The organism is Wenjunlia tyrosinilytica (assembly GCF_014646055.1).
GTDB classification, from domain to species: domain Bacteria; phylum Actinomycetota; class Actinomycetes; order Streptomycetales; family Streptomycetaceae; genus Wenjunlia; species Wenjunlia tyrosinilytica.
Window position 1 is genome coordinate 80,075 of record NZ_BMMS01000002.1, and the last position, 23,939, is coordinate 104,013.

The following is a 23,939-nucleotide window of genomic DNA, read 5'->3' on the forward strand; positions in this document are numbered from 1 at the left end:
GGCCCCGCCCCTGTCCGTGGTGCCTCCTAGGCCGCCCGGTCGATGGAGGTCATCCTCTCCTCCAGGGTCGCGGGCACCTGCCGGACCTCCGCCCTGAGCCCCGCCCGCTCCAGCGCCTCGCCGACGCGCGGGAGCGCGGTGTCGGCCACCCGGACATGGCGCCCGGCCAGCGTCGCGGGCAGGCCCGCGTCGATCAGGGCGTCGAACGCGCGGGCCCACGCGTCGGTGCGCACCTCGACCGCCGTGGTCGGGCCGATGATGTCCTTCTCGGTGCCCGCCGCCACCTGCCTGCCCCGGGACATGAGCACCAGGCGGTCGCACTGCTGGGCTTCCTGCATGTAGTGGGTGGTGACCAGGACGCCGGTGCCCGAGTCCGCCTGCTCGTGGACGGTGTCCCACAGCCGGGCCCTGGCGAGCGGGTCGACCCCGGAGGTCGGCTCGTCCAGCACCAGCAGCTTGGGACCGTGGCCGAGGGCGGCGACGAACGCGAGCTGCCGCTGGAGCCCCCAGCCGATCTCACCGACGAGCCGGTCCTCGGTGCCGCGCAGCGGACCGGGCAGCTCGGACGGCCGTGGCCTGCCGAACGCCTCGGCGACGAACGCGAGGTTCTCCCTCACCGTCAGATCCGCGTACAGCCCCAGTCCCTGGGCCACGTATCCCAGTTGCCGCCGGGTCTGGCGCGAGGGCTCCCGGCCGAAGAGGCGCAGCGTGCCGCCGGTGGGGGCGATCAGGCCGAGGACCATCTTGATCAGCGTGGTCTTCCCGGCGCCGTTGGCGCCGAGCAGGCCGACGATCTCACCGCGTTCCACCCGCATGGAGACGTTGTCCACGGCGGTGAACGAGCCGAAGCGGCGCGTGGCGCCCTCGACCTCCACCAGCGGGGCATCGGGTGTGCTCATGCGTTCCTCCCCTCGGAGCCGGCGGCCTCGGCGCGGACGGCGCCGTTGTCGCTGTTCGGATCGCGGCCGGTCGGGCCGGCGTCGGCGATGTCCTCCCGGTCCTCGCCGGTCCGGGCGCCACCGCCTGCTCGGGCCGCCCGGTCGGCGAGGGCGGCGGCGATCACCGCGTCCTCCATGTCCGGCTCCAGTGGCCGCTCCCCCGGCCCGGGCGGACCCGGATGCCAGGTGTGGAACTCGTGCCCGCGCCGCCACGAGTACCCGCGATCGACCGGGGCGGCAGTGGTGGGGCTTCCATGGTTCGCTTCTCCGCCCGCGAGGCGAGAGTCCCGATCCGCCGCCCCCTGCAGACGGGCAGCCTCGCGTGCGACGCTCACACCTCCATGGTTCGCTTCTCCGCCCGCGAGGCGAGAGTCCCGATCCGCCGCCCCCTGCAGACGGGCAGCCTCGCGTGCGACGCTCACGGTCACGGTGCCGGGCGCCTGCGCCGTTACCTTCTCGGGCGGCCCGTACGCCAGGGTGCGGCCCTCGTCCAGGACGAGGACGGCCGCCGCCCGCTCCGCCTCGTCCAGATAGGTGGTGGCCATGGCCACGGCGGCTCCGTCAGCGGCGGCCCGCGCGATCAGGCGCCACAGGTCGACCCGGCTGACCGGGTCGACACCCGTGCTGGGCTCGTCCAGCACCAGCAGCGTCGGCCGGTGGAGCATCGCGAGGGAGAAGGCGAGCTTCTGGCGCATACCGCCGGACAGCTGACCGGCGAGCCGGTCCCCCACCCCGGCCAGGCCCGCGGCCTCCAGCAACTCGGCGCGGCGGCCGCGCAGTTCCGCTCCCCGAAGGCCGTAGGCGGCGGCCACGAAGTCGACATTCTCGTCCACCGAGAGGTCCCGCCACACTCCCGACGCGGTGGGCATGAAGCCGATGTCCCGCAGCGCCGGGACGCTGATCGTGCCGGAGTCGGGCGGCACGACGCCCACCAGCGTCCTGAGCAGGGTGGTCTTGCCCGCGCCGTCGCCGCCGACGAGCGCGGTGACCTGTCCGGCCGGAACCTCCAGGGTCACGTCGTCCAGGGCGGTCGTACGGCCGAACCGCACGGTCACGCCGTAGGCGCCCCACTCGCCGCTCACCGGGCACCCGCCTCGGCGGCCTGGGGCGGGGCGGCGGTGGCACGCCCGGTGGAGGGCCGGCTGGGCGCCAGGTCACGGCGGAAGCGCAGCACGGCGGCGGAGAAGACCACGACCGCCATTGCCGTCAGCAGGAGCAGCGGCAGCCAGAGCGAGGCGGCGGACGCCCCTCTGAGCATGATCCCCTGGGAGATCATATTGAAGTAGGTCAGCGGCAGCAGATAGCCGATCCAGCGCACCCCTGCCGCCATGGAGGCGAGCGGGAAGAACATGCCGGAGAAGATGATCTGCGGCATCACCGTCATCATCGCGAGCTGGATCGCCTGGCCCTGGGTCTGGGAGACGGTCGAGATGAGCACCCCCACGCCGAGGACGACGAAGAGGAACAGCGCTCCGCCGACCGCGAAGACCCCGGCATTGCCCTGGAACGGCACCCCGAACAGCAGCGTTCCCAGGACGGTGACGACGATCATGTCGAGGGCGGCCAGCAGGAAGTAGGGCGCGATCTTTCCGATGATCACGTCCGAGGGTTTGAACGGCATCACGGCGAGCTGTTCCAGGGTGCCGGACTGCCGCTCCCTGACCATGCCGATGCTGGTGATGATCGTGCCGATGAAGGTCAGGATCAGGCCGATGAGCGCGGGCACCATGATCCATGACGTCTTCAGGTCCGGGTTGAACAGCACCTTGGCCTCGACCTGCCCGCCGGCTCCGGCGAGCGCGCCGGTGGCCTTCTGGGCGGCGAACAGGTTCGAGCCGTCGATGTAGGCGACGGTCCCCGCGCCGCCCTTCCCGCTCCCGGTCACCACGACCACGTCCGCCTTGTCGTCGCGCAGCCGCTCGCGGGCCTGCGGCGCCCCCTGTCCGGGTGCGACCTTCTCGACGTCGAAGGGCTGGTGCAGGGCCGCCGCGACCTTCTGGGCCTGCGGGCCGACGACATCGGTCTTGAGGTGGGAGACATTGAAGTTGGCCGCGTAGCCGAAGCCCACCAGCAGGACGAGCGGCAGCACGATCAGCATCGCCACCGTCCGCCTGTCCCGGCGCAGCTCCCGGAATTCCTTGAAGATCATCGCCCGCATGTCGAGCCTTTCCCCTGCGATCACACATCATCATGTGTTGATGTGGAATGGAGCTTAACATTGAGCGGGTGACCGAGACCACCAGTACGGGGCCCGCAAAGGGCGAAGAGGGGCGCGCGCTCCCGCAGCGCGCCCGGCGTTCCCGCGAGGGCGCCTCGATGCGCGAGGAGATCCTGAACGCCGCTCGCGAGGAGTTCGCCGGCGGCGGCTACGACCGCACGAGCGTGCGCGCGATCGCCCGGGCGGCGGGAGTGGACCCGGCGCTGGTGCACCACTACTTCGGCAGCAAGGAGAAGCTGTTCGCCACGGCGGTCGCACTGCCCGCCGTGCCCAGCGAGCTGATCGAAGCCCTGCTGGCGGGCGACCGGGAGCACATCGCGGAGCGCTGGCTGCGCACGCTGTTCACGATGTGGGAGAACGAGGACGCCAACAACCGGATGGCCGCCCTGGTGCGCTCGATGACCAGCGGCGAGCCCCGTTCGGCCATGCTGCGCGACTTCTTGACCAGGCATGTGCTCGCCCGTATCGCCGCCGCCCTCGGCGTGGAGCGGCCGGAACTGCGCGCCGCGATGGCGGGCTCCCAGGTCATAGGCCTGTTCATCGCGCGCAGCGTCGTGGGGGTGGAACCCCTGGCGAAGACGGACGCGGAGTATCTGATCGCCTGCTACGCGCCCATCGTCCAGCGGTGCCTGACGGGACCGCTCCCGGATCCCGTCGGCTGAACGGCCGGGGCTCGGGGCGGCGCACGCGCACGGCACCCGGCCGCCGTATACAGCTAGGGCTCGAGGCCGCTCGCCCGGGCGATCCGCTCGACCTCATGGCGGTCGTGCTCGGCCACGTCGGCGCAGGGGCCCTCGGCGCCGTCCATGTCGATGACCACCCGCAGTCCCCCGGGCCCGAGGAACTCCACGAGTCTGGTCAGCTCCTGGGCCAGCTCGGCCGTGAACAGCTCCTTCTCACCCGGGGCGAACTCGATCGAGATGCCGCCCGGCTGCCGCGTCAGGGCGTCGTTGATCCCACGCAGGACGCGCAGCAGGAGAGCGTACGACTCGGGGGTCAGACGCTCCTGTAATTCCGCCAGATGGAACGCGAATCGTTTGGTGCGCTCCAGGAAGTCCGCATCGGTCATCGCCCCATGGTGGCGAAGTCCGCTCACCGCCGCGAGTGTTTCACTGTGATCGGTTCATGCCAGGCTCCAGTCGGCCGTCGACCCGCCTCGGCAGTCCGAGGGGGTTGCCGTCGCGCAGTTCCGGCGGGAGCAGCGCCTCCGGAGCCCCTTGGTAGGCCACAGGCCGCAGCCAGCGTTCGACGGCGGTGGCGCCGACCGAGGTGGAGGTGCTGGTGGTGGCCGGGTAGGGGCCGCCGTGGTGCTGGGCGGGGGCGACGGCGACGCCGGTCGGCCAGCCGTTGACGAGGATCCGTCCGGCAAGGGGGGTCAGCTCGGCGAGCACGGCCGCGCCGGGGCCCTCGGCCTCGGCCGATCCGAGGTGGACCGTCGCCGTGAGGTTGCCGGGCAGCAGGGCGAGCAGGGCGCTGACCTCGCCGGTGTCGCGGTAGCGGGCGATCACGGTCACCGGGCCGAAGCACTCCTCGAGGAGGAGTTCGTGCGAGTCCTCGGTGAGGTGGGCGGCCGGGACCGTGAGGAAGCCGGGGCGCACGCGGTGGCCGTCGGCTCCGCCCGGCTCGACGGGTGCCTCGACACCGGGGAGCGCGGCCCGCTGCCGTACTCCGGCGACAAAGGCCTCGCGCATCCGCGAGTCGAGCATGACACCGCCTCCCGCCTCGGAGGCGGCGCCGGTCAGCGCCTTGAGCAGGCGGTCACCGCAGTCGCCCTCGGGCGCGAGGACCAGGCCGGGCTTGGTGCAGAACTGGCCGACGCCGAGGGTGAACGAGCCCGCCAGGCCCGTTCCGATCTCCTCGGCGCGCTCGGTGGCGGCGGCCTCGGTGACGATCACGGGGTTGAGGCTGCCGAGTTCGCCGTGGAACGGGATGGGGCGCGGGCGGGCGGCGGCGGCGTCGAACAGCGCGCGGCCACCGGGGATCGAGCCGGTGAAGCCCGCCGCCGAGACCAGGGGATGGTCGACCAGGTCGACACCGGCCTGCCGGCCGTGGACCAGGCCGAGCACACCGGCGGGCAGTCCGACGGACTCGGCGGCGCCACGGAGGGTGGCGGCGACCAGCTCCGAGGTCGCGGGGTGGTCCGGGTGGGCCTTGACCACGACGGGGCAGCCCGCGGCGAGGGCGCTGGCCGTGTCGCCGCCGGGGACGCTGAAGGCGAGCGGGAAGTTGCTCGCGGCGAAGACGGCCACCACACCGAGCGGCACCTTGTAGCGCCGCAGGTCGGGGCGGGGCACGGGGCCGGCGTCCGGGTCGGCGTGGTCGATCACCACATCGAGGAAGGCGCCCTCGTCGACCACGTCCGCGAACTCGCGCAGTTGGTAGGTGGTGCGGGACAGTTCACCGCCGAGCCGCGCGGGCCCCAGCGCGGTCTCCGCGTCGGCCGCCTCGACCAGCTCGTCCCGGGCCGCCTCCAGGGCGTCGGCGCAGGCGCGCAGCAGACGGGAGCGGGCATCCCGGTCGGCGAGGGAGGGCGCGGCCTGCGCCGCGGCCCGTACCGCCGCGTCCACATCCGCGGCGGTGGCTTCGACGGCCACCTGTTCCCGCGGCTTCCCCGTGCGTGGATCGACGCTCCAGACTGGGACTTCGGTGGTGGCCACGTGCTGCAACCTCCTGGCGTGTTCTATATGCTGAACAGCGTTTAGAACAATGAACTTCCCGGGACCTTATGCCGGGCCGAACGAAGGGGTCAAGAGCATGGCCGTTCCCGAGAGCGGGGGCTCCCAGGTCAAGTCCGCGGTGCGCACCGTGGAGCTCCTTGAGTTCTTCGCCGGCCGTCCCGGCATGCACAGCCTGGCAGAGGTCCAGGAGGCAGTGGGATACCCCAAGAGCAGTCTTTACATGCTTCTGCGCACCCTGGTCGACCTCGGCTGGGTGGAGACCGACGCCACCGGCACCCGTTACGGCATCGGCGTGCGCGCCCTGCTCGTCGGCACTTCATACATCGACGGCGACGAGGTCGTGGCCGTCGCCCGTCCCACACTCGACCGGCTCTCCGACGACACCACGGAGACCATCCACCTCGCCCGCCTGGACGGGACCAATGTGGTCTATCTGGCCACCCGCCAGTCCCAGCACTACCTGCGGCCCTTCACCCGGGTCGGCCGCCGCCTGCCGGCCCACTCGACCTCCCTGGGCAAGGCACTGCTGGCCACATGCACCGACGAGCAGGTGCGCAAGCTGCTGCCGAAGCACCTCGACCCGCTGACCGACAACACGATCACCGACCGGGAGAAGCTCATCGAGGAGCTGCACCACATCCGCGAGCAGGGGTACGCCGTGGACCGGGAGGAGAACACGGCGGGGCTGCGCTGCTTCGGCGTCGCCATCCCCTACCGCACTCCGGCGCGGGACGCGATCAGCTGCTCGGTGCCCGTCGCCCGGCTCACTCCGGGCCGAGAGCAGATGATCAAGGACGCGCTCTTCGACGCCCGGGACCGTCTCACTCTGGCCACCCGCAGACTGTAGTCGGCGGTGGTTCGGCTCCGTTCGGGCTTCATCGGCGGCCGTCGCCGTGCGTCGGCGTGGCCGCCGTCCGCGCAAGCTCCCGAGTGATCCGCGCCAGATCGGAGTCCGAGGCGAGCCCCGCGTGGTACAGCCGCAGTTCGTCCGCGCCATGGGCCGCCGCGTGCCGTGCCGCCTCGGCCAGCTCGCCCGGCCGTCCGCCCATGCCGGTGACCACGGTGAAGTTGGCGGCGAGCACCGATCCCGGCCGACGTCCCCTTCCGGCGGCGCCGAGGACCGCTGCCGTCTCCTCGGGAGCCCCGCACGGCAGCACCAGCCCGTCCGCGTCGGCAAGGATCTCCTCGGGCAGCACACCGACGTTGGCTCCGCAGCGGTGCGGAGCCGGGTCGGCATGCAGCATCACCCGGAACTCCCGCTCACCCGCCGTCTCACCCACGGCCTCGCCCCCGGGCCCGCTCAGGGCCCCACCGGCGGCCTCACGAGCCGCCCGCCGGACCGCCCCGACCGCCTCGCGCTGGAACGACAGGGCGACGGCCGTCCGGTAGGCGAGGGTCGCGGCCGCCGGCTCGTGGCCGAGGAGTTCCCGCACCCCGTCCCACTCGGCCGCCCGGCCCCCGGGAGTCTCCCGGTGCTCGCCGCGCCACACCGCGTCCATCGCCTTGACCACGGCCTGCCTCAGATGCACCGGGTCGACGCCGGTCCCCGCGTAGCCGTCGCGGCAGGCGCGGCAGAAGCACAGCGACATCAGATACTGCGCCGCCCCGCCCAGGGGCACTCCCCCGATCTTGTCGTGGGCGTGCAGATGGCCCACGCCGTACCAGCCGCACGACTCCAGCTCCGTGCCCCCGGCGCCGGGCCGGACCGCCGCCTCCGCCGCCAGGTCGACCAGGTACTCGCGCACCTCGTCCCGCGCGATGCACAGCGCCCAGGGGTAGCGGTCGCCGTAGGCGTTGCGCACGGTGGCCCGCGGATACTCCTCCCCCAGCCGTGAGTTGTGGGCAAGGATCACCCAGGAGTCGACGGCCAGACCGGCCTCCGCGAGCGCCTGGGCGGCCTCGCCGAACGCGTCCTTCGACGCGACCCAGGCCTGCGGTTGGGGGCGCAGCGCCCTGCCCTTCCAGCGTCGCGGGTCGGGCGGGTAGTAGACGGCCGCGTGCCGTGCGGTGACGATCCGGTGCCGGGGGTGGCGCGGCACCAGCGCCCTGGTGCTGTGATAGGCCGAGGCCAGCGTCACCCGCCGCACACCCGTCTCGGCGATGCGGCGCGGTGCCTCGGGGTCGCCGACGACGTCCCAGGGGTAGAGGAACGCGGATGCCTTCACCATGCCCTCCCGGAGTTCGCGGTGTTCAGGACGCCGGAAGGAGCGCACGCCCCCGGTCGATCAGTTCCGACAGCTCCTTGACGTGCTCCGGCGCGGGTTCTGCGAGCGGGGAGCGCACCGGGCCGACGTCCAGGCCGCGCAGCCGTACTCCGGCCTTCACGAGCGAGACCGCGTAGCCCCGGCCCCGGTTGCGCAGTTCCACCAGCGGCCGGTAGAAGCCGTCGAGGAGGCGGTTCGCGGTCACGTCGTCGCCGGTGTTGAGGGCGCGGTGGAAGGCCATGGCGATCTCGGGGGCGAAGCAGAAGACCGCCGAGGAGTACAGGCGCACACCGACACCCCGGTACGCCAGGCCGGTCAGCTCGGCCGTGGGCAGGCCGTTGAAGTAGAGGAAGCCGCCGTCGGGCAGTTCGGTGCGCACGGCGGAGACGATGCGCTGCATCAGGTCCAGGTCGCCGAGGCCGTCCTTGAGCCCGATGACGTTCGGGATCCGGGCGAGGGCGACGGCGGACTCCGGCGTCAGCACCGCGTTGTCCCGCTGGTAGACGATGACGTCGAGGCCGGTGGCGGCGGCGACCTCGGTGTAGTGCCGGACCAGGCCCTCCTGGTCGGGATGGACGAGGTAGGGCGGCAGCACGAGCAGCCCGTCGGCGCCCGCCTTCTCGGCGAGGCGGGCGAACTCGGCGGCCAGCGCGGTCCCATGGCCCACCCCCGCCAGCACCGGGACCTCCCCGGCGGCCTCGGCGACGGCGGCGGCGACGGTCTCCCGGTACTCCTCGAGACCGAGCGCGTGGTACTCGCCGGTGCCGCAGCAGGCGAAGACGGCCCCGGCCCCGGCCTCGATACCGGCCCTGACATGGGTGCGGAATGTGGCCGAATCCAGTCCCCCGTCGGGCCCGAAAGCGGTCACGGGGAAGAACAGAAGTCCGTCGAGGCGCTCGGCGAGGGACAAGGTCATCAGGCTCCCCTGGGGCCGGGTACGAATCCGTCGACGCACCGCGCCAACATGTTTAGATTCATGACTTGCGTACACATCCTTGAACACAACCAAGATAAAGCGGTGCCGCCCGGGTGGTCAAGGCGGCAGGGCAGGGTTGACGGCAATCCGGCCACTCCCTACGCTGTCCATGGATATGAACTACATCCATGGATGTGATCCAGCCCACCGAGGAGACCCGCCCATGACTGCTCCCCGCACCGTCCTGCTGACCGGCGCCGCAGGCGGCGTAGGCACCCTCATGCGCGAGCGCCTGCCGCAGTACGGGTACGAGCTGCGGCTCCTCGACGCCGCACCGGTCGAGGGGGCACCGGAGGCGATCACGGCCGACATCAGGGACACCGACGCGCTGCTCGCCGCGGTGCGCGGCGTCGACGCGATCATCCACCTCGCCGGCATCTCCCTGGAAGCCCCGTTCGAGAAGATCCTCGACTCCAACATCGAGGGCACCTACAGCATCTACGAGGCCGCCCGCGCCGAGGGCGTCCGCCGGGTGGTCTACGCCTCGAGCAATCACGCGGTGGGCTTCACCCCCCGGCCCGCCGACCCCGCCGAGAAGGTGGGCGTCGGCACCGCGCCGCGCCCGGACACCTACTACGGCGTCTCCAAGGTGTTCGGCGAGGCGCTGGCCTCGCTCTACGCCGACAAGTACGGCGTCGAGACCGTCTCCATCCGCATCGGTTCCTGCTTTCCCGAGCCGCGCTCGGTGCGGATGCTCGACACCTGGCTGAGCCCCGACGACTGCGCCCGCCTGCTGCACGCCGCGCTCACCGCGCCGGACGTCGGCCACACCGTGGTCTACGGACTGTCCGCCAACACCAGGGCCTGGTGGGACATGGAGCCGGCCAGGGCACTGGGCTACGAACCCCAGGACGACTCCGAGGTCTTCGCGGAGAAGATGATCGCCGAGCACGGCGAGCCGGACCACGACAGCGTGGACCACCGACTCCTCGGAGGTCATTTCACCACCATGGAGCCGTAAAGACTTGTCAAGGAATTACGGTGGGGCCCATGACGACGATGACCCCGGGCTCCAACATCCCGCTCGCTCCTCCCCGAGTGATCGTGGAGGTGACCGCGCCCAAGGCCCTGGACGTCTCCGGCCTGCTGGTCACCCCCGCTGGGAAGGTGCGATCGGACGCCGACTTCGTCTTCTTCAACCAGCCCCATGGGCCGGGGGTCGCCCACCGTCCCGCCTCCGCGGGGGCGCCCGACGCGATCACGGTGGACACCGGGTCCGTCCCGGCCGGCATCGACAAGGTCGTGGTGACCGCCAGCGTGGACGGCGGGGGCCAGTTCGCCGGGAGCGAACCGACCGCGACCGTGCGCAACGCCGACGACGGCACGGTCATCGCCTCGTTCACCCCGCCGAAGCTGGACACCGAGCGGGCGCTGGTGGTCGTCGAGGTCTACCGGCGTCAGGGCGCGTGGAAGCTGCGAGCGGTCGGCCAGGGCTACGCCGAGGGGCTGGCGGGCATCGCCACGGACTTCGGCGTGTCGGTCGACGACGCTCCCGCACCCCAGCCCCAGGCACCGCCGCCCCCGTCGGCACCGCAGGCACCCCAGGCACCGCAGGCACCGGCCTGGCAGTCCCCGGCCTCTCAGACACCCCAGGCCCCTGCCTGGCAGCCCGCTCCCCAACCGCCCGCTCCGCCGCAGCCGTACAGCCCGCCGCCCGCGCCGCAAGCACCCGCGCCGCAGGCCCCGGCCGCCCCCGCTCCCCCCTCTGCCGCCGCGCCCTCGCCGGGCGTCATCAGCCTCGACAAGGGCAAGGTCAACCTCCGCAAGAACGAGACCGTCTCCCTGGTCAAGGAGGGCCGCCCCATGCTCTCCGTGGTCCGGATGGGCCTCGGCTGGGAGCCCGCCTACGGCGGCCGGAACATCGACCTCGACGCCTCCGTCATCGCCTACGACGGCCGCCGCAAGAAGGTCGACAACGCCTGGTTCATGAAGCTGTCCATCCTCGGCGGCGCCGTCCAGCACCAGGGCGACAACCTCACGGGCGAGGGAGCGGGCGACGACGAGGTGATCACCGTCGACCTCGGCCGGGTGCCCGCCGAGGTCAGCGGCCTGGTCTTCGTGGTGAACTCCTTCTCCGGCCAGAAGTTCACCGAGGTGGCCAAGGCGTACTGCCGGCTCCTCGACTCCATGGGCAATGAGCTCGTGCGCTTCGACCTGACCAACTCCGAACCCCGCACCGGCGTCATCATGTGCAAGCTCATCCGGCAGTACTCCGGCGAGTGGCAGATGACGGCGATCGGCGAGTACGTCGACTCCAAGACCGTGCGCGGCATGATCAAGCCGGGAGCGGCGGCGCTGTAGACAGGCGAAGGCTCCCGCGCCGGCCACCAGGTCGACGCGGGGGCCACCGCGTCTGCCGCTACCGCTGACGGCGCCAGGGACCGGTGATCGCGAGCATGATGCCCGGCTCCTGGATGTTGGCGAACAGCGTCCGCCCGTCGGGCGAGAAGGTCACACCGGTGAACTCGCTGAACTCCGGCTTGTCGGCAGTGCCGATGTTGAGCTCGTTACGGGCGATCGCGTAGGTGCGCCCGTCCGACACCGCGCCGAACAGGTGCTGCACACCCTCGCCGTCCTCGGCGATGACGAGTCCGCCGTGGGGGGAGACGGTGATGTTGTCCGGGCCGTCGAAGGCACCGTCCTTGCTCGGGTCGGGGTTGACGCCGAGCAGCACCTTCAGGGTCAGGGTGCGGCGCTTGGGGTTGTAGAACCACACCTGGCCGTCGTGCTGCGCCGGGCTCTCGGCACGGGCGAAGGACGCCACGACGTAGACGCCGCCGTCGCCCCACCACATGCCCTCGAGCTTGCGGGAGCGGGTGACCTCGCCGTCCTTGAACTGCTTGCGCGTGGGAACGGACTTGGCGTCCCGGTCCGGGACCTCGACCCAGTCCACGCCGTAGACGGTGCCGATCTCGTTGGCCCGCGAGAGGTCGTCGACGAAGCGGCCGCCGGAGTCGAAGCACTTGAACGCCTCGAGCACACCGGCGTTGTCGGCCAGGGTGCGCAGCTTGCCTCGGCCGTGGCAGTAGTGCTCCGGCGGGGTCCAGCGGTAGAACAGGCCGTTGGGGCCCGCGGCGTCCTCGGTGAGGTAGAGGTGCCCGCGGCGCTCGTCCACGACGACGGCCTCGTGCGCGTACCGGCCGAGCGCCTTGATCGGCTTGGGGTCGCGGTTGGCACGACGGTCGCGCGGGTCCACCTCGAAGACGTACCCGTGGTCCTTGGTCATGCCGTTCTGGCCGGCCTTGTCCTCGTTCTCCTCGCAGGTCAGCCAGGTGTTCCAAGGAGTGGCGCCGCCCGCGCAGTTGGTGGAGGTGCCGGCTATGCCGACCCACTCGGCGACGTGGCCGCCGTGGCGGGCGACCTCGACGACCGTGCAGCCACCGGAGGCGGCCGGGTCGTAGACCAGGCGGTCGATCAGCGGAACGGGGTGGGGCCAGTTCGCGCGGGGGCCCCTGAGCTCGTGGTTGTTGACGAGGAGCGTCGCGCCGCGCGGGCCCTCGAAGGTGGCGGTGCCGTCGTGGTTGCTCGGCGTGGACTCGCCGGACTCCAGGGTGGTGACGCCGGTTCGAGTGATGATGCGGTACTCGAACCCCTTCGGCAGCGCGAGGATGCCGTCGGGGTCGGAGATCAGAGGGCCGTAGCCGAGCCCGTGGTGGTGGTCGGTCAGGGCCGCGTCGGTCGCCTCGTCGGCGTTCGCGGCCAGGGCGCCGGGCGCCGTCGCCAGCACCTCCACGCTGCCTGCCAGTACGACCCCCGCACCGGTGATCGCCGAACGCTGGACGAAGTCCCTGCGAGTGAAGGGCATCGTTGTCTCCTCGGAAGAAGCCGATCAATGCGTGCTGACGCACGCGGGCATACCCTCCCGAGGCCCGAAGAACACGGGGTAAACGGTGGGCGACCACTGGTCGGCACGTTTCGAGCCGGTTTCGAGCTACTTCTGTCCGCCGAACGCTACTCCTCCTGTGCGCCCGAACGGGAGCGCGCCTTGAACGCCGCCTTCCGGGCCTCCTTGGCGACCGCACGGTCCGGGTGCAGCCTGCCCAGCGCCTCCAGCACCTCGGCCGTGGCCGGGTGGTCCACCTGCCAGGCGGCGGTGAAGAACGAGTCCGGCTGCTCCCGTACCGGGATGCCGCGCACCAACTCGGCGAGCAGTTCCTCGTCGTCGTCGGCGAGTTGCGCGGCCAGGGTGTCCACGGTGAGCCAGAAGACCATCTCCTCCGAGGGCTCCGGTACATCCGCGGCCCCGTGCTCGACGAGGCGCACCCTGGCCAGGCCACCGAGGTGCCGGTCGTCCAGCACCTCACGCAGCGCGGGGTCCCCCTTCGGGCCGAGCAGCGCCAGGACCTGCTGGCAGTACAGTCGCCTCAGCGGGGCGTGCGGTTCGTCGCCGCGGCAGGCGGCCAGCAGCTCACGGGCGGCCTCGAGCGGTTCACGGCCCTCCAGCCATCCCTGTGCCTCCAGCCGGGCGGAGGAGTCGGGGTAGAAGGCCATGGCGTCCAGCAGTTCACCTGGCCGCGCGCCCGCGAGTTCGCCGAGGGCCGGGGCGACGACACCCGTGGCGAGCAGTCGGCGGCGCACCCCGTAGATGCCCAGGGGGGTCAGGCGCACCATGCCGTAGCGGGTGACGTCGGCGTCGTCGGGTTCCTCGCCGTACTCCCCGGACTCCCCGGATTCCCCCGGCAGCGTCCCGTCCTCGTCCTCGGCGACGAGCGCCGGGTCGACCGGCTGGTAGTCCACGACTCCGGTGCCGATGACGAGTTGGAGCACCGCGTCGAGCTCCATCATCAGCGACGAGACCTCTTCCAGCGCCTCGTCGGTGGGCGAGTCCATGTCGTCCGGCACGACCATGGAGGCGGCGAGCACGGGCAGCGGCACCGCCTGGCCACCGCCTTCATGGTGCCGGCCGTCATGGCTCCCGCCGACGCAGCCACCGCCGACATGGCCTCCACCGTCAGGGCCTCCACCGTCAGGGCCACCGCCGTCGGGCTCGGGTTCGAGGGCCGCGATCAGATAGAGGTTCTCCAGGGCGGCGTACAGCAGTTCCGCCTCGGCCCCGAGCTCGAACTCCTCGTCCTCGTCGCCCTCCGCGGCGGCCATCAGCGCTTCCGGGCCGGGCAGGCAGGCGTCGGCGACGACCACCTCGGCCGCGTCCCACCACAGCTCCAGCAGGTCCTCGGTGCTCCCCCGGTCGACGGCGGTCAGCGCTCCGCCCGGCTCGGCGGTGTCGTCGTCGATGTCGATCAGCCCCAGTTCCTCGGCGATCGACCAGGGCAGGTCGAGCTCCTCCAGCTCCTCGGCACCGCTCAACTTGCCGAGGACGGACTCCCGTTCGGCCTCGGGGAGCAGTTCGAGCTCGCGGACGGCACGGCGCGCGTCACCGAGTTCGAGCACGCCGTCCTCGGTGACGGGGCGGCGGGGCGCGATCCACCTGGCGAGCCGCACGGCCGTGTCGAAGAGGGGGGACTCCATCGCCAGCCGGGCCAGTACGTCCTGCGGCAGCAGCCGCACGGGCGGCATGGCGGTGACGTCGTCGTCGTGCCCGGGACCATCAGCCATCTGTGAGGTTCTCCTCTACGGGGGGTGACAGCCGCCCAGCCTAGTGCTGGCACGCCGGACGCGGCCGCGGTCGGCCGTATGCGGTGAGGGTTCTGGCCACGGCTATTGACAAGTGCCTTGACGCCACAGGAAATTGACGCGCGTAGAAAACCCGGTGTCCATCTGCCGGAAATGTTGGGCCACTAGAAATCCACCGCAGCCGAACGAATCCATTGGGGGGAACGTGCCGTCTCACACCTCTGGCCTGCGCAGACCAGCGACCGTCGCCGCTCTCGCGGCCGCCGCGCTCGCCGCCGGGCTGCTGGCATCGCCCAGCAGCGCTGCCGCCGCCGATGTCCGCATCCACGACATCCAGGGCAGCACCCGTGTCTCGCCGCTCGCGGGCAAGCAGGTGACCGGCGTCTCCGGCACCGTCACCGCCGTCCGCGCCTTCGGCTCGGCCCGCGGCTTCTGGATGCAGGACACCGCCCCCGACGCTGACCCCGCCACCAGCGAGGGGATCTTCGTCTTCACCGGCTCGACCACGCCGGCCGTCGCCGTGGGCGACGACGTGGTGGTCGCCGGCACTGTCAGCGAGTTCTACCCGGGCGGAGCCTCCGCGGGCGGCCAGTCGCTGACCGAACTGAGCAAGGCCACCTGGACGGTGCGCTCCGGCGGCAATACCCTGCCCGAGGCGTTCACCCTCGACCCGCGCAGTGTCCCCGACCGCTACATCCCCCAGGCGGGCGGCGGCAGCATCGAGCCGCTGCCGCTGCGTCCGCGCTCCTACGCCATGGACCTGTACGAGTCGCTGGAGGGCATGCGCGTCCAGGTCTGCGACAGCCGAGTGGTGGGGCCGACGACCTCGTTCCACGAGGTGTGGGTCACCTCCAAGCCGCGGGAGAACCGCACCGAGCGCGGTGGCACCCTCTACAGCTCGTACGACGACCAGAACACCGGCCGCCTCAAGGTCGTCTCGCTCATCCCGTTCGCCGAGCGCCCGTTCCCCGAGGCCAACGTGGGCGATGTGCTCGAGGGCACCACGGCGGGCCCACTCGACTACGACCAGTTCGGCGGCTACGTGCTCGAGGCGACGGCCCTCGGCGAGCGGCGGGACAACGGGCTGGAGCCGGAGCGGACACGCGCCCAGAAGCGCGGCGAGCTCTCCGTGGGCACCTACAACGTCGAGAACCTCTCCCCCAAGGACAGCCAGGAGAAGTTCGACCGCCTCGCCAAGGCCGTCGTCGGCAACCTCGCCTCCCCCGACATCGTGACCCTGGAGGAGATCCAGGACGACAACGGCCCGACGAACGACTCCGTGGTCTCCGCCGAGGAGACGCTGAAGAAGTTCACCGACGCGGTGAAGGCGGCGGGCGGCCCGGCCTACGAGTGGCGCCAGATCAACCCCGTGGACGACCAGGACGGCGGCCAGCCGGGCGGCAACATCCGGGTGGCGTTCCTGTTCAACCCCGAGCGGGTCTCCTTCACCGACCGCCCCGGCGGCGACTCCACGACCGCGGTCCAGGTCGTGGACAACGACGGCGAGGCGGCCCTGTCGGCCTCCCCCGGCCGGATCGACCCCGCCAACTCGGCCTGGAACAGCAGCCGCAAGCCGCTCGTCGGCGAGTTCTCCTTCCGCGGCCGCACGGTCTTCGTCATCGCCAACCACTTCAACTCCAAGGGCGGCGACCAGAGCCTGGACAGCCGCTTCCAGCCGCCGGTCCGCTCCTCGGAGACCCAGCGCGTCCAGCAGGCCATCGCCGTCAACGCGTTCGTGGGCAAGCTGCTCGACATCGACCCGCGGGCCAACGTGGTCGCGGCCGGCGACTTCAACGACTACTCCTTCTCCCCGGCCCTGCGGACACTCACCGGCGACGACACCCTGGTCGACCTCGTCGACGAACTGCCCCGGCGCGAGCGCTACTCGTACGTCTTCAACGGCAACTCGCAGACGCTCGACCACATCCTGACCAGCCCGGGCATCAGGAACTACGACTACGACGTCGTGCACATCAACGCGGAGTTCGCCGACCAGGCCAGTGACCATGACCCACAGGTTGTGCGGATCCACCCCCGCTCGTAGCGGAGCCCGAGGGGAGGCGCCCCCAGCCCTGGCGCCTCCCCGGTCTCCCCGCCCCGGCGAACGCGAGGACGGCCAGTCCCGCGAGGACCAGCACCCCCGCGGACTCGACCCAGATCGTCGTCCGCACCCAGGGCGCCCCGATGACCTCCTGGAACCCGAACAGGCCCGAGGTGAGGCTGACCACCAGCCCGGCGAGCGTGCCGAGCGTGAACAGCGACCCCAGAACCGCCGGTACGCCCAGGTACCTCGTGGGCGAGGCCAGCACCGCGAGGCCCAGCACCCCGGCGCCGATGGCGTTGAGGAGGAAGAGCACACCGATTTTGGCCAGATCCCGGTACCCGTCGCTCCACAGGTAGAGGTGGATCGCGCCCATCGTCAGCAGCAGGCCCGCCCCCGCGACCCGCAGGACGAGGAGCGCGACGGCCCGGTCAGTAGCCATTGCTCTTGGACGAGCCGGTGCCGCTGGGGCTGGTGCCACCGCCGCCACCGACGGTGATGTCCATCTTCATCCCCAGCTTCTTGTGACCGTCGACCGGGCAGTACACCACGTAGTGCCCGCTCTTCAGGGTGATCTTGACCGTGCCGGACTGGCCGGGCTGGAGCGTTGCCTTCAGCCGCGGCTCGGCGCCCTGGCCCTCGATCTCCAGCGAGTGGACCCGCTGCCCCTGGTTGCTTGCCACGAAGGTATAGGTGCCGGGCTTGAACGACATCTGCGACAGCGCCACATGGAAATCGGTCAGCTTCGCCTGGACCTGGGTCCCCCCTGCCGTCCCCGACGAGGCGCTGTGCGACGGCGTGGACGACGAGCCGCCGCCACCTCCGGAGCTGCCGCAGCCCGCCACGACGGCCGCTGCCGCCAGCGCCGCCGCGCCCAGGCCGACGCCGATGGCGTTCCGCTTGACGACTGCCCTTGCCATGGCTCGGCCCTCCGCGCTGTCGGTGGTGTGGTTCTGGAGTAGGTACGGGCCACCGCCGCGAAGGGATTGCCCGCGCGTCGGGGCCGTCCGGCGCGCAGGACTGTCCGGCACGCAGGGTCGTCCAGGGCGTGGGGCCGTCCCGTGCGTGGGGCCGTCCGGCGCGCGACAATGGAGGCGCTCCCGCATGGAGCAATCCCTTCGACGGGACCGGCCGTATGTACAGGTGTGCAGAGGATGGGTCTCCCCCTCGGACGCGCCGCTGACGAGGCGCTGCTCGCCGGGCTCTCGACAGGCGATCCGGAGATCGCCGTGGCCTTCGTGCGCCGGTTCCAGCGCACGGTCTTCGGCGTGGCCATCGCGGTCGTCAGCGATCCGCAGCTCGCCGAGGACGTGGCCCAGCAGACCTTCGAACGGGCCTGGCGGCACGCGCAGGTGTACGACCCCCGGCGCGGCTCGGTGAAGACCTGGCTGACCACGATCGCGCACAACCTGGCGATCGACGCCGTCCGCGCCCGCCGTCCCACCCCCGTGGATCCGGAGGACCTCACGACGCTGGTGGACATCGTCACCGAGACCCCGGAGCAGCGGGCGATCAGCGGTGAGGCGTCCGAGAGACTGCGCTCCGCACTGGGCACGCTCCCCCGCGAGCAGGCCCGGGCTCTGGTCATGGCGGGGATCTACGGCATGACCGCCAGGCAGGTCGCCGAACTCGAGCAGATCCCTCTCGGGACGGCGAAGACCCGCATCAGAGCGGCGATGGGAAAGCTGCGGACGACCCTGGAACCCGAACGAGCCGAACGAGCCGAACGAACCGAACGAGCCGAAAGAGCCGAACGAACCGAAACCGAACGAACCGAGCGAGCCGACCATGAATGACCTGACCTGCGCGGAAGTGCGCGACCTCGGTGCCGAGCTGGCGCTGGGCGTTCTGCCGGGTCGGGAGCGTGCCCTGGCGATAGCTCACCTGGACCACTGCCCGGCCTGCCGTGAGGAGATCGAGCAGATGACCCTCATCGGCGACGGCCTGCTCGGCCTGCTGCCGGGCACCGAGCCTCCCGTCGGCTTCGAGAGCCGGGTGCTGGCCGGCCTCAATGTCCCTGCGCGCCGCTCCGCCCGCCGGCGCTTCCGCATGGCCTTCGCGGCCGTGGCGGCCGCCGCGGCGATCGCCCTGGGCTTCGGCGGCTGGACCCTGGCCACAACGGTCCTCGACCAGCCGGCCGCCACCTCGCAAAGCGCGCTGGTGAGCGCGCACCTGACCAAGGGCGCCCACCAGGTGGGCGAGATCTTCGCCCACCCCGGGTCTCCCGGCTGGGTGTACATGCACGTCGACTTCGACGACGGCTCCTCGGGCAAGGTCACCTGCCAGCTGATCCACCACGACGGCTCGACGGTGAACGCCGGCTCGTTCACGATGAAGGACGGCTACGGCTACTGGGCCGCCCCCTCGCACTCGAACCCCTCCGACCTCTCCGGCGCCCGCCTGCTCGCCGCCGACGGCTCGGTCCTGGCCACGGCCCACTTCCCGAAGACGTAGCGGGCCCACGCAGCGGCGCGCGCAGGGAGGAGTGAGGGCCGGGGAAACGGCCGTGCCCACCAGTTGTCACCGGTGGGCACGGCCGTGTCGCTCCACATGCCGGCAGGGGCACGTTCAGGGGCTGGGACCTGGGAGTCGGACGATCAGACGTTGAAGCCCAGCGCGCGCAGCTGCTCGCGGCCCTCGTCCGTGATCTTGTCAGGGCCCCACGGCGGCATCCAGACCCAGTTGATCTTCAGATCGGAGACCAGTCCCTCGGTGGCGGACTTCGCCTGGTCCTCGATCACGTCCGTCAGCGGGCAGGCCGCCGAGGTCAGGGTCATGTCCACGGTCGCCACATTGGACTCGTCCACGTGGAGGCCGTAGATCAGGCCCAGATTGACGACGTCGATGCCCAGTTCGGGGTCGACGACGTCCATCAGGGCCTCGGTGAGGTCCTCGATGGAGGCGCTTCCCAGCGACGTGCCCTCGATTACCGTGTTCTCGCTCATGCGCCCTCCTCGTTGGGCACCGGGGCCTCGGACAGCGCCTTCGCCGTCGCGTCCTTCCAGGCCATCCAGCTCAGCAGGGCGCACTTCACGCGCGCCGGGTACTTGGAGACCCCGGCGAACGCGACCGCGTCCTCGAGGACCTCCTCCATCGCCTCGTCCGGCTCGAGCCGGCCCTTGCTCTGCATCAGTTCCAGGAAGGTCTCCTGGACCTTCATCGCCTCGTCGACCGACTGGCCGACGACGAGGTCGTTGAGCACGGAGGCGCTGGCCTGGCTGATCGAGCAGCCCTGCGACTCGTAGCTGATGTCCACGACCTTCTCGCCGTCGAGCTTCACCCGCAGGGTGATCTCGTCGCCGCACGTCGGATTGACGTGGTGCACCTCGGCGTCGCCGTCCCGCAGGCCCTTGCCGTGAGGGTGGCGGTAATGGTCCAGGATGATGTCCTGGTACATCGAATCCAGCTTCACAGTGCCCTCAGCGCCCTCGTCACCCGAAGAAGTTCCGGACGTGCTCCAGACCGTCGATCAAGGCGTCGACCTCGGCCGGGGTGGAGTACAGATAGAACGACGCCCTGGTGGTCGCGGGAATTCCGTACCGCAGGCAGACGGGCCTGGCGCAGTGGTGGCCGACCCGGACCGCGATGCCCTGCTCGTCGAGCACCTGCCCCACATCGTGCGGGTGGATGTCGCCGAGGGTGAACGAGATCGCGGCGCCCCGGTCCTCGGCCGTGCCCGGGCCGATGATCCGCAGGTCGGGCACCTCCAGGAGCCGCTTCACCGCGTACTCGGTGATGGCGTGCTCATGGGCGGCGATGCTGTCCATGCCCAGGGAGGACAGGTAGTCCACGGCCGCGCCGAGCCCGACCGCCTGGGCGATCGGCGGTGTGCCCGCCTCGAACTTGTGCGGCGCCGGGGCGTACGTGGACGAGTGCATCGAGACCGTCTCGATCATCTCGCCGCCACCGAGGAACGGCGGCAGGTCCTCCAGGAGCTCCTGGCGGCCCCACAGCACACCGATGCCGGTCGGCCCGCACATCTTGTGGCCGGTGAACGCGACGAAGTCCGCGCCCAGCGACTGGACGTCCAGCACCATGTGCGGTGCCGCCTGGGACGCGTCGATCAGGACCAGGGCCCCGACGTCCTGCGCCCGGCGGACTATCTCCTCGACGGGGTTGACCGTGCCGAGGATGTTGGACACCAGGACAAAGGAGACGATCTTGGTCTTCTCCGTGATGACCCGGTCGATGTTGGAGATGTCCAGACGGCCGTCGTCGGTGAGCCCGAACCACTTCAGCTTCGCGCCCGTGCGCTGCGCGAGCAGCTGCCACGGCACGATGTTGGAGTGGTGCTCCATCTCCGTGATGACGATCTCAGTGTCCCGGTCGACCCGGTACGGCTCATCGGCCCAGCCGAGCATGTTCGCCACGAGGTTGAGCGACTCGGAGGCGTTCTTGGTGAAGATCACCTCGTCGCGGCTCGGCGCGTTGATGAACGCGGCGACCTTGTCGCGCGCGCCCTCGTACAGCGCCGTGGCCTCCTCGGCGAGCACGTGCACACCGCGGTGGACATTGGCGTTGTGCCGCTCGTAGTACTCGTTCAGCGCGTCGAGGACCTGGCGCGGCTTCTGCGAGGTCGCCGCGTTGTCCAGGTACACGATCTTCTTCCCGTCGTGGACCAGGCGGTCCAGGATCGGGAAGTCCTTGCGGATCGCCTCGGTGTCGAGGAGGCCCTGCAGCTGTGTCACGCTCCATCCCCTCCGTTCACTTCCACACCCAGTCGACCGTCGCCCACGTCACTCACGTCGCTCACGCTGCATCCCCTTCGTTCGCTTCTCCGCCCACTCGGCGAAGCTGCGGCTCGCCGGTTGTCTGCCGGATGGGCAGCCTCGTGTACGCCGCTCACGCTGTGGCGCCGCCCTTCACATAGGCCTCGTAGCCCTCGTTCTCCAGCTTGTCGGCGAGCTCCGGGCCGCCGGACTCGGCGATGCGGCCGTTCGCGAACACGTGGACGTGGTCGGGCTTGATGTAGCGCAGGATGCGCGTGTAGTGAGTGATCAGCAGGGTGCCGACCTCGCCGGACTCGGCGACACGGTTCACACCCTCGGAGACCACCCGCAGGGCGTCCACGTCGAGGCCGGAGTCGGTCTCGTCGAGGATCGCGATCCTGGGCTTCAGCAGCTCGAGCTGAAGGATCTCGTGGCGCTTCTTCTCACCGCCGGAGAAGCCCTCGTTGACGTTGCGCTCCGCGAAGGCGGGGTCGATGGACAGCCGCTCCATCGCTCCCTTGACCTCCTTGACCCAGGTACGCAGCTTGGGGGCCTCACCGCGGATGGCGGTGGCGGAGGTGCGCAGGAAGTTGGACACCGACACACCGGGGACCTCGACCGGGTACTGCATGGCGAGGAAGACACCGGCGCGGGCGCGCTCGTCGACGGTCATCGCCAGCACGTCCTCACCGTCGAGGGTGACGGTGCCGCTGGTGACGGTGTACTTGGGGTGACCGGCCAGCGAGTAGGCCAGGGTCGACTTGCCGGAGCCGTTCGGACCCATGATCGCGTGGGTCTCGCCCTGCTTCACGGTCAGGTCGACGCCGCGCAGGATCTCCCGGGGGCCGTTCTCGGTCTCGACGGAGACGTGCAGGTCGTGGATCTCAAGCGTTGCCATGGGGAACTCAGGACTCCTGGGTGACGGAGACGAGAACCTCGTCCCCTTCGATCTTGACGGGGTAAACGGGGACTGGCCGGGTGGCGGGCAGCCCGGTCGGCTTGCCGGTGCGCAGGTCGAACATGGAGCCGTGCAGCCAGCACTCGACGTGGCAGTCCTCCACCTCGCCCTCCGACAGGGAGACGTTGGCGTGCGAGCAGATGTCGTTGATGGCGAACACCTCGCCCGACTCGGACGTGCGCACGATCGCCACCGGCGTGCCGTCGAGCTCCACCCGCCTGGGGGTGTCCTCCTCGAGCTCGCTCAGCGCGCAGACGCGGACGAAGCCATCAGCGGCGTTGGTCATGCGACGGATGCCTCCAGCTCGGCGTCGATCTTGGCCAGCAGGCGCTCCTCGACGTCCTCGACGCCGATCTGCTGGACGAGCTCGGCGAAGAAGCCGCGCACGACCAGGCGGCGCGCCTCGTCGGCGGGGATGCCGCGCGCCATCAGGTAGAACAGCTGCTCGTCGTCGAAGCGGCCGGTCGCCGAGGCATGGCCGGCGCCGACGATCTCACCGGTCTCGATCTCCAGGTTGGGGACCGAGTCGACCCGCGCGCCGTCGCTGAGGACGAGGTTGCGGTTGAGCTCGTAGGTGTCGGTGCCCTCGGCCCCGGCACGGATCAGTACGTCGCCGATCCACACCGCGTGGGCGTCCTGGCCCTGGAGCGCGCCCTTGTAGGCCACGTTCGACCGGCAGTGCGGCACGTCGTGGTCGACGAAGAGGCGGTGCTCCTGGTGCTGCCCGGCGTCGGTGAAGAACAGGCCGTACAGCTCGGCCTCGCCGCCCGGAGCGCCGTAGACGACCCTCGGGTGGAGGCGGACGAGGTCTCCGCCGAAGGTGACGACGACCGACTTGAACAGCGCGTCGCGGCCGACCAGCGCCGTGTGCTGGGCGACGTGCACGGCGGTGTCGGCCCAGTCCTGCACGGAGACGACGGTGAGCTTGGCACCGTCGCCGATGAGGTACTCGACATTGGCCGCCAGCGTGGCGTCACCGGTGTGGTCGATCACCACGACCGCCTCGGAGAAGGCGCCGATCTCGACCACGAGGTGGCCGAAGGCGGTGCCGCCCTCGCCGTGCACCTTCACCCGCACCGGCTCGGCGAGCACCTGCTCCTTGGGAATGGATACGACGGCGGCCTTCTCGAACGAGGAGAACGCCTGCGCCACCACCCGGTCCACCGGCATGCCCGACCGGCCGACGCGCTCGTCGTCGCGGCCGACCGTCTCGACACCCACGCCCTGCGGCGCCTCGACGGTGACGGCGACGCCGCCGTCCGCCTTGGCGCTGCCGTCGTGCAGTCCGCGAAGGCGCTCCAGCGGGGTGAACCGCCACTCCTCCTCGCGGCCGTGCGGCACCGGGAAGTCCGCCACGTCGTAGGACGCCGTGGCGCCGACGCGGGCGTCGACGGGCTGGTCGGCGCGGGAGGCAACAGCGGAGGCGCGCCCGGTACCGGGACCGGCCAGCTGCGCACCGGCACCCGCGGTGCCCACCTCGATCGACCCGGCTGTCGTGCTGCCGGCAGGAGTGTTCTCAGCCATGGCTGTCGTACTGCTCGCTTCCTCTGTGTCTGAGGTCTTCGTCCGAAGTCCTGGTCCGGAGTGGTCGTCCGAAGTCTTCGCCTTCGTGGGAGGCCTTCGTCCGAAAGCCCGGGTTCGCC

24 protein-coding genes are annotated in these 23,939 nt (G+C 71.1%); 7 read left to right on the forward strand and 17 right to left on the reverse strand.

The features are described 5' to 3' along the window. Positions 1–26 precede the first annotated feature (26 nt). The 3 genes from IEY86_RS02630 to IEY86_RS02640 are packed head-to-tail and all read right to left on the reverse strand — an operon-like array spanning position 27 to position 3,120. Entirely contained in the window at positions 27–899 is an 873-nt protein-coding gene (locus tag IEY86_RS02630; RefSeq protein WP_189129827.1) for an ABC transporter ATP-binding protein, read from the reverse strand. Next, entirely contained in the window at positions 896–2,020 is a 1,125-nt protein-coding gene (locus IEY86_RS36125) for an ABC transporter ATP-binding protein (protein ID WP_229698103.1), read from the reverse strand. Before IEY86_RS36125 ends, IEY86_RS02630 begins: the two co-directional genes overlap by 4 nt. Continuing rightward, entirely contained in the window at positions 2,017–3,120 is a 1,104-nt protein-coding gene (locus tag IEY86_RS02640; protein ID WP_229698104.1) for an ABC transporter permease, read from the reverse strand. Before IEY86_RS02640 ends, IEY86_RS36125 begins: the two co-directional genes overlap by 4 nt. A gap of 44 nt (positions 3,121–3,164) precedes the next feature. Between IEY86_RS02640 and IEY86_RS02645 the strand changes: the two genes are divergently transcribed. Then, positions 3,165–3,818 carry a TetR/AcrR family transcriptional regulator gene (locus IEY86_RS02645; RefSeq protein ID WP_189129828.1) on the forward strand — a complete coding sequence of 218 codons (654 nt, stop codon included), beginning with the start codon at positions 3,165–3,167 and terminating at the stop codon, positions 3,816–3,818. Positions 3,819–3,871: 53 nt separating this feature from the next. On the opposite strand, the gene IEY86_RS02650 is transcribed toward IEY86_RS02645, so the two are convergent. Together IEY86_RS02650 and IEY86_RS02655 are read right to left on the reverse strand one after the other, a co-directional pair. Next, the gene (locus IEY86_RS02650; protein WP_189129829.1) at positions 3,872–4,225 is read right to left on the reverse strand and encodes a hypothetical protein; all 354 of its coding nucleotides are present in this window, start codon (positions 4,223–4,225) and stop codon (positions 3,872–3,874) included. A gap of 40 nt (positions 4,226–4,265) precedes the next feature. Continuing rightward, entirely contained in the window at positions 4,266–5,813 is a 1,548-nt protein-coding gene (locus tag IEY86_RS02655; protein ID WP_189129830.1) for an aldehyde dehydrogenase (NADP(+)), read from the reverse strand. Between the two features lie 97 nt (positions 5,814–5,910). Between IEY86_RS02655 and IEY86_RS02660 the strand changes: the two genes are divergently transcribed. After that, complete coding sequence (locus IEY86_RS02660; protein WP_189129831.1) at positions 5,911–6,681, forward strand: IclR family transcriptional regulator; 771 nt, start codon at positions 5,911–5,913, stop codon at positions 6,679–6,681. Between the two features lie 28 nt (positions 6,682–6,709). On the opposite strand, the gene IEY86_RS02665 is transcribed toward IEY86_RS02660, so the two are convergent. Beyond that, positions 6,710–7,999, reverse strand: a complete 1,290-nt coding sequence (locus IEY86_RS02665) for a hypothetical protein (RefSeq protein WP_189130045.1) — start codon at positions 7,997–7,999, stop codon at positions 6,710–6,712. A 25-nt stretch (positions 8,000–8,024) separates the two neighbouring features. Beyond that, a complete protein-coding gene (locus IEY86_RS02670; protein ID WP_373286947.1) occupies positions 8,025–8,957 on the reverse strand; it encodes a 5-dehydro-4-deoxyglucarate dehydratase in 933 nt (310 codons plus the stop codon). 220 nt (positions 8,958–9,177) lie between these two features. Between IEY86_RS02670 and IEY86_RS02675 the strand changes: the two genes are divergently transcribed. After that, the gene (locus tag IEY86_RS02675; RefSeq protein WP_189129833.1) at positions 9,178–9,975 is read left to right on the forward strand and encodes an NAD-dependent epimerase/dehydratase family protein; all 798 of its coding nucleotides are present in this window, start codon (positions 9,178–9,180) and stop codon (positions 9,973–9,975) included. Positions 9,976–10,013: 38 nt separating this feature from the next. Continuing rightward, positions 10,014–11,315 (forward strand): TerD family protein, encoded by a 1,302-nt coding sequence (locus IEY86_RS02680; protein ID WP_189130046.1) that lies wholly within the window; start codon positions 10,014–10,016, stop codon positions 11,313–11,315. A 58-nt stretch (positions 11,316–11,373) separates the two neighbouring features. Here the strand turns inward: IEY86_RS02680 and IEY86_RS02685 are convergent, their stop codons facing one another. Both IEY86_RS02685 and IEY86_RS02690 read right to left on the reverse strand, forming a co-directional pair. Beyond that, complete coding sequence (locus IEY86_RS02685; RefSeq protein ID WP_189129834.1) at positions 11,374–12,819, reverse strand: alkaline phosphatase PhoX; 1,446 nt, start codon at positions 12,817–12,819, stop codon at positions 11,374–11,376. 146 nt (positions 12,820–12,965) lie between these two features. Then, complete coding sequence (locus tag IEY86_RS02690) at positions 12,966–14,570, reverse strand: hypothetical protein (protein ID WP_229698105.1); 1,605 nt, start codon at positions 14,568–14,570, stop codon at positions 12,966–12,968. A 223-nt stretch (positions 14,571–14,793) separates the two neighbouring features. Here IEY86_RS02690 and IEY86_RS02695 point away from each other — a divergent pair, with 223 nt between their 5' ends. Next, positions 14,794–16,632 (forward strand): DUF8508 domain-containing protein, encoded by a 1,839-nt coding sequence (locus tag IEY86_RS02695; RefSeq protein ID WP_189129835.1) that lies wholly within the window; start codon positions 14,794–14,796, stop codon positions 16,630–16,632. Here IEY86_RS02695 and IEY86_RS02700 read toward each other — a convergent pair. Continuing rightward, entirely contained in the window at positions 16,562–17,071 is a 510-nt protein-coding gene (locus IEY86_RS02700) for a hypothetical protein (RefSeq protein WP_189129836.1), read from the reverse strand. The genes IEY86_RS02695 and IEY86_RS02700 overlap by 71 nt on opposite strands. Next, a complete protein-coding gene (locus IEY86_RS02705; protein ID WP_189129837.1) occupies positions 17,061–17,549 on the reverse strand; it encodes a copper-binding protein in 489 nt (162 codons plus the stop codon). The genes IEY86_RS02700 and IEY86_RS02705 overlap by 11 nt, the downstream gene beginning before the upstream one ends. Before the next feature lie 234 nt (positions 17,550–17,783). Between IEY86_RS02705 and IEY86_RS02710 the strand changes: the two genes are divergently transcribed. Further along, entirely contained in the window at positions 17,784–18,425 is a 642-nt protein-coding gene (locus tag IEY86_RS02710; RefSeq protein ID WP_189129838.1) for an RNA polymerase sigma factor, read from the forward strand. Next, positions 18,418–19,083 carry a zf-HC2 domain-containing protein gene (locus tag IEY86_RS02715; protein ID WP_189129839.1) on the forward strand — a complete coding sequence of 222 codons (666 nt, stop codon included), beginning with the start codon at positions 18,418–18,420 and terminating at the stop codon, positions 19,081–19,083. The genes IEY86_RS02710 and IEY86_RS02715 overlap by 8 nt, the downstream gene beginning before the upstream one ends. Before the next feature lie 143 nt (positions 19,084–19,226). Here IEY86_RS02715 and IEY86_RS02720 read toward each other — a convergent pair whose 3' ends face one another. From IEY86_RS02720 to sufD, 6 genes are all read right to left on the reverse strand, one after another. Next, complete coding sequence (locus tag IEY86_RS02720; protein WP_189129840.1) at positions 19,227–19,574, reverse strand: metal-sulfur cluster assembly factor; 348 nt, start codon at positions 19,572–19,574, stop codon at positions 19,227–19,229. Next, complete coding sequence (gene sufU / locus IEY86_RS02725; RefSeq protein ID WP_189129841.1) at positions 19,571–20,041, reverse strand: Fe-S cluster assembly sulfur transfer protein SufU; 471 nt, start codon at positions 20,039–20,041, stop codon at positions 19,571–19,573. The genes IEY86_RS02720 and sufU overlap by 4 nt, the downstream gene beginning before the upstream one ends. 19 nt (positions 20,042–20,060) lie before the next feature. After that, a complete protein-coding gene (locus tag IEY86_RS02730; protein ID WP_189129842.1) occupies positions 20,061–21,317 on the reverse strand; it encodes a cysteine desulfurase in 1,257 nt (418 codons plus the stop codon). A gap of 154 nt (positions 21,318–21,471) precedes the next feature. Continuing rightward, a complete protein-coding gene (sufC, locus tag IEY86_RS02735; RefSeq protein ID WP_189129843.1) occupies positions 21,472–22,236 on the reverse strand; it encodes a Fe-S cluster assembly ATPase SufC in 765 nt (254 codons plus the stop codon). 7 nt (positions 22,237–22,243) lie between these two features. Continuing rightward, positions 22,244–22,582, reverse strand: coding sequence for a non-heme iron oxygenase ferredoxin subunit (locus IEY86_RS02740; protein ID WP_189129844.1), 339 nt, complete (start codon positions 22,580–22,582; stop codon positions 22,244–22,246). Next, on the reverse strand, positions 22,579–23,820 hold the full coding sequence (gene sufD, locus IEY86_RS02745) for a Fe-S cluster assembly protein SufD (protein ID WP_189129845.1): 1,242 nt from the start codon (positions 23,818–23,820) through the stop codon (positions 22,579–22,581). Before sufD ends, IEY86_RS02740 begins: the two co-directional genes overlap by 4 nt. Between the last annotated feature and the right edge of the window lie 119 nt (positions 23,821–23,939).

What these genes read in the sequence shown, in the direction of transcription:
- IEY86_RS02715 (WP_189129839.1), top strand. Translation starts at nt 18,418, where the DNA reads ATGAATGACCTGACCTGCGCGGAAGTGCGCGACCTCGGTGCCGAGCTG.
- IEY86_RS02680 (WP_189130046.1), top strand. Translation starts at nt 10,014, where the DNA reads ATGACCCCGGGCTCCAACATCCCGCTCGCTCCTCCCCGAGTGATCGTG.
- IEY86_RS02630 (WP_189129827.1), bottom strand. Translation starts at nt 899, where the DNA reads ATGAGCACACCCGATGCCCCGCTGGTGGAGGTCGAGGGCGCCACGCGC.
- IEY86_RS02740 (WP_189129844.1), bottom strand. Translation starts at nt 22,582, where the DNA reads ATGACCAACGCCGCTGATGGCTTCGTCCGCGTCTGCGCGCTGAGCGAG.
- IEY86_RS02690 (WP_229698105.1), bottom strand. Translation starts at nt 14,570, where the DNA reads ATGGCTGATGGTCCCGGGCACGACGACGACGTCACCGCCATGCCGCCC.
- IEY86_RS02675 (WP_189129833.1), top strand. Translation starts at nt 9,178, where the DNA reads ATGACTGCTCCCCGCACCGTCCTGCTGACCGGCGCCGCAGGCGGCGTA.
- IEY86_RS02720 (WP_189129840.1), bottom strand. Translation starts at nt 19,574, where the DNA reads ATGAGCGAGAACACGGTAATCGAGGGCACGTCGCTGGGAAGCGCCTCC.
- IEY86_RS02700 (WP_189129836.1), bottom strand. Translation starts at nt 17,071, where the DNA reads ATGGCTACTGACCGGGCCGTCGCGCTCCTCGTCCTGCGGGTCGCGGGG.
- IEY86_RS02710 (WP_189129838.1), top strand. Translation starts at nt 17,784, where the DNA reads ATGGGTCTCCCCCTCGGACGCGCCGCTGACGAGGCGCTGCTCGCCGGG.
- sufD (WP_189129845.1), bottom strand. Translation starts at nt 23,820, where the DNA reads ATGGCTGAGAACACTCCTGCCGGCAGCACGACAGCCGGGTCGATCGAG.
- IEY86_RS02685 (WP_189129834.1), bottom strand. Translation starts at nt 12,819, where the DNA reads ATGCCCTTCACTCGCAGGGACTTCGTCCAGCGTTCGGCGATCACCGGT.
- IEY86_RS02650 (WP_189129829.1), bottom strand. Translation starts at nt 4,225, where the DNA reads ATGACCGATGCGGACTTCCTGGAGCGCACCAAACGATTCGCGTTCCAT.
- IEY86_RS02705 (WP_189129837.1), bottom strand. Translation starts at nt 17,549, where the DNA reads ATGGCAAGGGCAGTCGTCAAGCGGAACGCCATCGGCGTCGGCCTGGGC.
- IEY86_RS02660 (WP_189129831.1), top strand. Translation starts at nt 5,911, where the DNA reads ATGGCCGTTCCCGAGAGCGGGGGCTCCCAGGTCAAGTCCGCGGTGCGC.
- sufC (WP_189129843.1), bottom strand. Translation starts at nt 22,236, where the DNA reads ATGGCAACGCTTGAGATCCACGACCTGCACGTCTCCGTCGAGACCGAG.